Genomic DNA, 3822 nt, shown 5'->3' with positions numbered 1-3822 from the left:
AAGGTAGCGTCAGGCATGTCGAGGTCTTCCAGATGGATAGCGTGAGAACTTCCATCATCGGGAGACCTCGACGTCTATCGCCGGACCGACGCGCTCACTCGTTCTACACCCTCAACTGGGAAGAGCCTACAAAGCAATGCGACCCGGACGGGATCAGGCGGTGGCGTCTCGGCTTGGACTTGGCTGCGAGCCAGATCCCGGTAGTAATGCCAGTCGCAACCGAGACGCCCGCTGGCACATATGCGGCAGCCCGGTTGATTGCTTCGGCCGATGCTGCCAGGCCGCTTGCTCCGAGGGCGATGGCTAGCAGACCGGCCCAGTAAGAATCGCCAGCTAGCCAGGTTCGGACTCTTGGTTCGCAAACACTGTCGATGTTGAAAGCGATCCGAGCGGGGAGGAGCTGAAGGAACACTGCAATGCTCAGGCCGAAGCTGGCACTGGACAGAAGTGCGGCGCATAGTGGCGAGTCGACGAGCACTACGCCCACTAGTACTCCCACCGCTAGGGCGATGAGGTAAGGGCTGAGCACGCTGACGCTTCCTGTCCCTCGCCTGCGCCCGGTGATCGGCCTGGTGCGGAGGTCTGCTGGCAGGACCATTCCTCAGTCCGTGCCGTAGATGTCTCGGGTGTAGACCTTGTCGCTCACATCGGCGAGGTTGGGGGTGCGGCGGTTGGCGATGATGACGTCGGCGCGTTTCTTGAAGTCGTCGAGGTCGTTGACGACTTCGGAGTTGTAGAAGAGGTCGTCGTCGAGGGCGGGCTCGTAGACGATGACCTCCACGCCCTTGGCTTTGATGCGTTTCATGACGCCCTGGATGGATGAGGTCCGGAAGTTGTCGGAGCCGGCCTTCATGATGAGCCGGTAGACGCCGACGGTGGTGGGGTTGCGACGCAGGATGTCGGTGGCGACGAAGTCCTTGCGAGTGGTGTTGGCGTCGACGATGGCCTGGATGAGGTTCTGGGGGACTTCGTCGTAGTTGGCACGCAGCTGCTTGGTGTCCTTGGGCAGGCAGTAGCCGCCGTATCCGAAGGACGGGTTGTTGTAGTGGTTGCCGATGCGGGGGTCGAGGCCGACGCCTTCGATGATCTGTTGGGTGTTGAGTCCGTGGTGGGAGGCGTAGGTGTCGAGCTCGTTGAAGTAGGCGACGCGTAGGGCCAGGTAGGTGTTGGCGAAGAGCTTGATCGCCTCGGCCTCCGTCGAGTCGGTGAGGAGGACGGGGACGTCCTCGTCGAGAGCACCTTCCACGAGCAGGTCGGCGAACCGTTGTCCCACCTCGCTGCGATCGCCGACGACGATCCGCGACGGGTGGAGATTGTCGTGGAGTGCCTTGCCTTCGCGTAGGAACTCGGGGGAGAAGATGATCGATGCGTCGGGGTGCTGTTCACGCAGTGCAGCGGTATACCCGACCGGCACGGTGGACTTGATGACGATGTGCGCGCTGGGGTTAATGCGGAGCACGTCATCGACCACGGCCTCGACAGACCGGGTGTTGAAGTAATTGGTCTCCGGGTCGTAGTCCGTCGGTGTCGCGATGATGACGAAGTCCGCGTCCGTGTACGCCTCGGCCGGGTCGAGGGTCGCGGTGAGCTTCAACGGCACTTCAGCTAGATAGCGCTCGATTTCGGTATCCTCGATCGGCGACTCCCGCTGATTCACCTGCTCGACCTTGATCGGATCGATGTCCACGAGGTAGACCTCATGGTGCTGCGCCAACACGACAGCGTTGGACAGTCCGACGTATCCGCTACCCGCGGCCGCGATCTTCATGGAGCTAACGGTAGTAGCCACCAGCGGTGACGCGGTGGAGTGTGTGCTGCTTCACGAGGCCGGTGGGTCAGATTGTGGAGACACAGAGTCTGGTCAACACCTACGCTTGGGATGTGCTGCTGTTGGAGAACTCGGTCCAGAACTACGACTGGGGGTCGTTTCATGAGATCCCGGCGTTCCTCGGTGATGCGCCGTCGAGCGAGCCAGTGGCCGAGTTGTGGATCGGGACGCACCGACTGGGGCCGTCGTCGGTGGTCGACTCCAATGGCGTCCGCCGGTTGCTGAGCGACGTGGCTGGTGAGCTGCCTTTCATGCTGAAGGTGTTGTCGGCGCGTCGGCCATTGTCGTTGCAGGTGCATCCGGGTCTCGATCTGGCGCGTGAGGGTTTCAAGGCGGAGAACGCTGCGGGGATCCCGGTTGGAGCGCCGGAGCGCAGCTTCAAGGACCCGAATCACAAACCGGAGATGGTGTACGCACTGTCGACCTTCGACATGATGGCCGGCTTTCGTCCCACGGCGGAGATCTTGCGAGTGCTGGCGCCGATCGAGACGTCGCTGGCGCGTCGGCTGCGGGACCGGTTGACGACCGATCCGGGGTTTGCGGGGATCGTCCAGCTGGTGGAGTGGCTGGTCACGGAGCGGCCGTCGGCTGATGAGATCGAGGCGCTGGTGCGGGCGTGCCGTGACCTGTTGGACCAGGGCGTCGACATCAAGCGCGCGTACGCGACGGCTCTGATGGTGCGTGAGGAATTTCCGAACGACGTGGGGGTGGTGGTCGCTTTGCTGATGAACCGCCTGACGTTGCAGCCCGGTGAAGCGGCTTTCCTGGGCGCGGGGATGTTGCATGCGCATCTGAAGGGCCTGTGCCTGGAGGCGATGGCGAACTCGGACAATGTGCTGCGCGCGGGGTTGACGACGAAGCATATCGACGCTGAGGCGTTGGTGCGGTGTCTGGACGCGGGGATGTCCCGGCTAGCGCGGGTGACGCCGATGGTGACCTCTGCGGGTGTAGAGGTGTTCGACCCGGCAGCTGGCGAGTTCGCACTGGCCGTGGCGCAGTCGTCGACGGCGTATGCCGAGGGTGTCGAGTTGTTCGGTGAGGGGCATCGGCTGGTGATTTGCTCGGCGGGGGAGGTCGAATGCGTCAACGCGAGCGAGGAGCGTACGAAACTGCGCCGGGGAGAGTCCCTGTACGCCGGCCCCGAGGACGGAACGCTCACGGTTCACGGGACCGGCGAGACCGCCCAGGTTTTCCTCCCCTTTCAAGGTGGTAGGAATACGCTTATCGACTTGGTCTGAGTTCGCCGGAGCAATCAGAGATTCGACGCATTGCATAGAGCAGCCGCAGCACGAAACCAGCGGACAGCGGTATCGTAGGGGGTGCCGAAGTCGTCACTTTCCGTTAGGGCGAGCTGCTCGGGACTTTCGTTGTTGAGATACTCGCACTGAGCCAATGCCGTCAGGCCTACATTCTCGAGGTTTTCCGGGTAGGCGAGCATGTCTTCGCTTATGTAGCCGGTTTCGAGCGCCACAGCCAGGTACTGTGACCAGGCTGTCGCGCTAACCCCATAAGGGACGAGCGCAGAGTGAAGCGCCCCAGGTTTGATGCCGCATCCTTGTGAGTTGGAAGGATGCGAACCATGCCGAAGAAGATCGATCAGAAGGTCAAGGAGCGGTGCGTGCGGCAGGTGCTGGAGCATCTGCCGGAGTACTCGTCGCTGACCGCGGCCGCCGAGTCCGTCGCTCGCCGCGAGGGGCTCGGGAAGGAGACCGTGCGTCGCTGGGTCGTCCAGGCCCAGGTCGACGGCGGGCAGCGCCAGGGCGCCACGTCCGAGGAGCTGGCTGAGATCAAGGAGCTCAAGGCCAGGGTCCGGCGGCTCGAGGAAGATAACGAGATCCTGCGCCGGGCCTCGATTTTCTTCGCGGGGGAACTCGACCCCCGCAATCGATGATCGTCGCGTTCATCGACGAGCTGCGGGCCGAGGGCCGCGCGGTCGAGTCGATCTGCCGGGTCCTGCGTGAGCAGGGCTGCCAGATCGCCGCGCGGACCTACCG

At 63.2% G+C, this 3822-nt stretch carries 3 protein-coding genes, 1 pseudogene and 1 other annotated feature; of the genes and pseudogenes, 2 read left to right on the top strand and 2 right to left on the bottom strand.

Annotation, left to right across the window (positions count from 1 at the left end; all coding sequences use genetic code 11):
• Positions 1-601: 601 nt before the first annotated feature.
• Positions 602-1768, bottom strand: coding sequence for a nucleotide sugar dehydrogenase (locus FNM00_RS18620; protein WP_143915027.1), 1167 nt, complete (start codon positions 1766-1768; stop codon positions 602-604).
• Between the two features lie 113 nt (positions 1769-1881).
• On the opposite strand from FNM00_RS18620, the gene manA reads away from it, so the two are divergent.
• Positions 1882-3066 carry a mannose-6-phosphate isomerase, class I gene (gene manA / locus FNM00_RS18615; RefSeq protein WP_185973259.1) on the top strand — a complete coding sequence of 395 codons (1185 nt, stop codon included), beginning with the start codon at positions 1882-1884 and terminating at the stop codon, positions 3064-3066.
• A 14-nt stretch (positions 3067-3080) separates the two neighbouring features.
• On the opposite strand, the gene FNM00_RS18610 is transcribed toward manA, so the two are convergent.
• Positions 3081-3299, bottom strand: coding sequence for a hypothetical protein (locus tag FNM00_RS18610; protein ID WP_143915025.1), 219 nt, complete (start codon positions 3297-3299; stop codon positions 3081-3083).
• A 108-nt stretch (positions 3300-3407) separates the two neighbouring features.
• On the opposite strand from FNM00_RS18610, the pseudogene FNM00_RS18605 reads away from it, so the two are divergent.
• Positions 3408-3822 (top strand): annotated as a pseudogene (locus FNM00_RS18605) (IS3-like element ISPfr13 family transposase); the annotation flags it as partial.
• Positions 3677-3811: a sequence feature (AL1L pseudoknot), on the top strand. It overlaps the preceding pseudogene by 135 nt.

This window comes from Aeromicrobium piscarium, assembly GCF_007421815.1.
GTDB lineage: Bacteria > Actinomycetota > Actinomycetes > Propionibacteriales > Nocardioidaceae > Aeromicrobium > Aeromicrobium piscarium.
The sequence above is the reverse complement of the archived record's forward strand: the minus strand, read 5'-3'. Positions and strand labels throughout refer to the sequence as shown.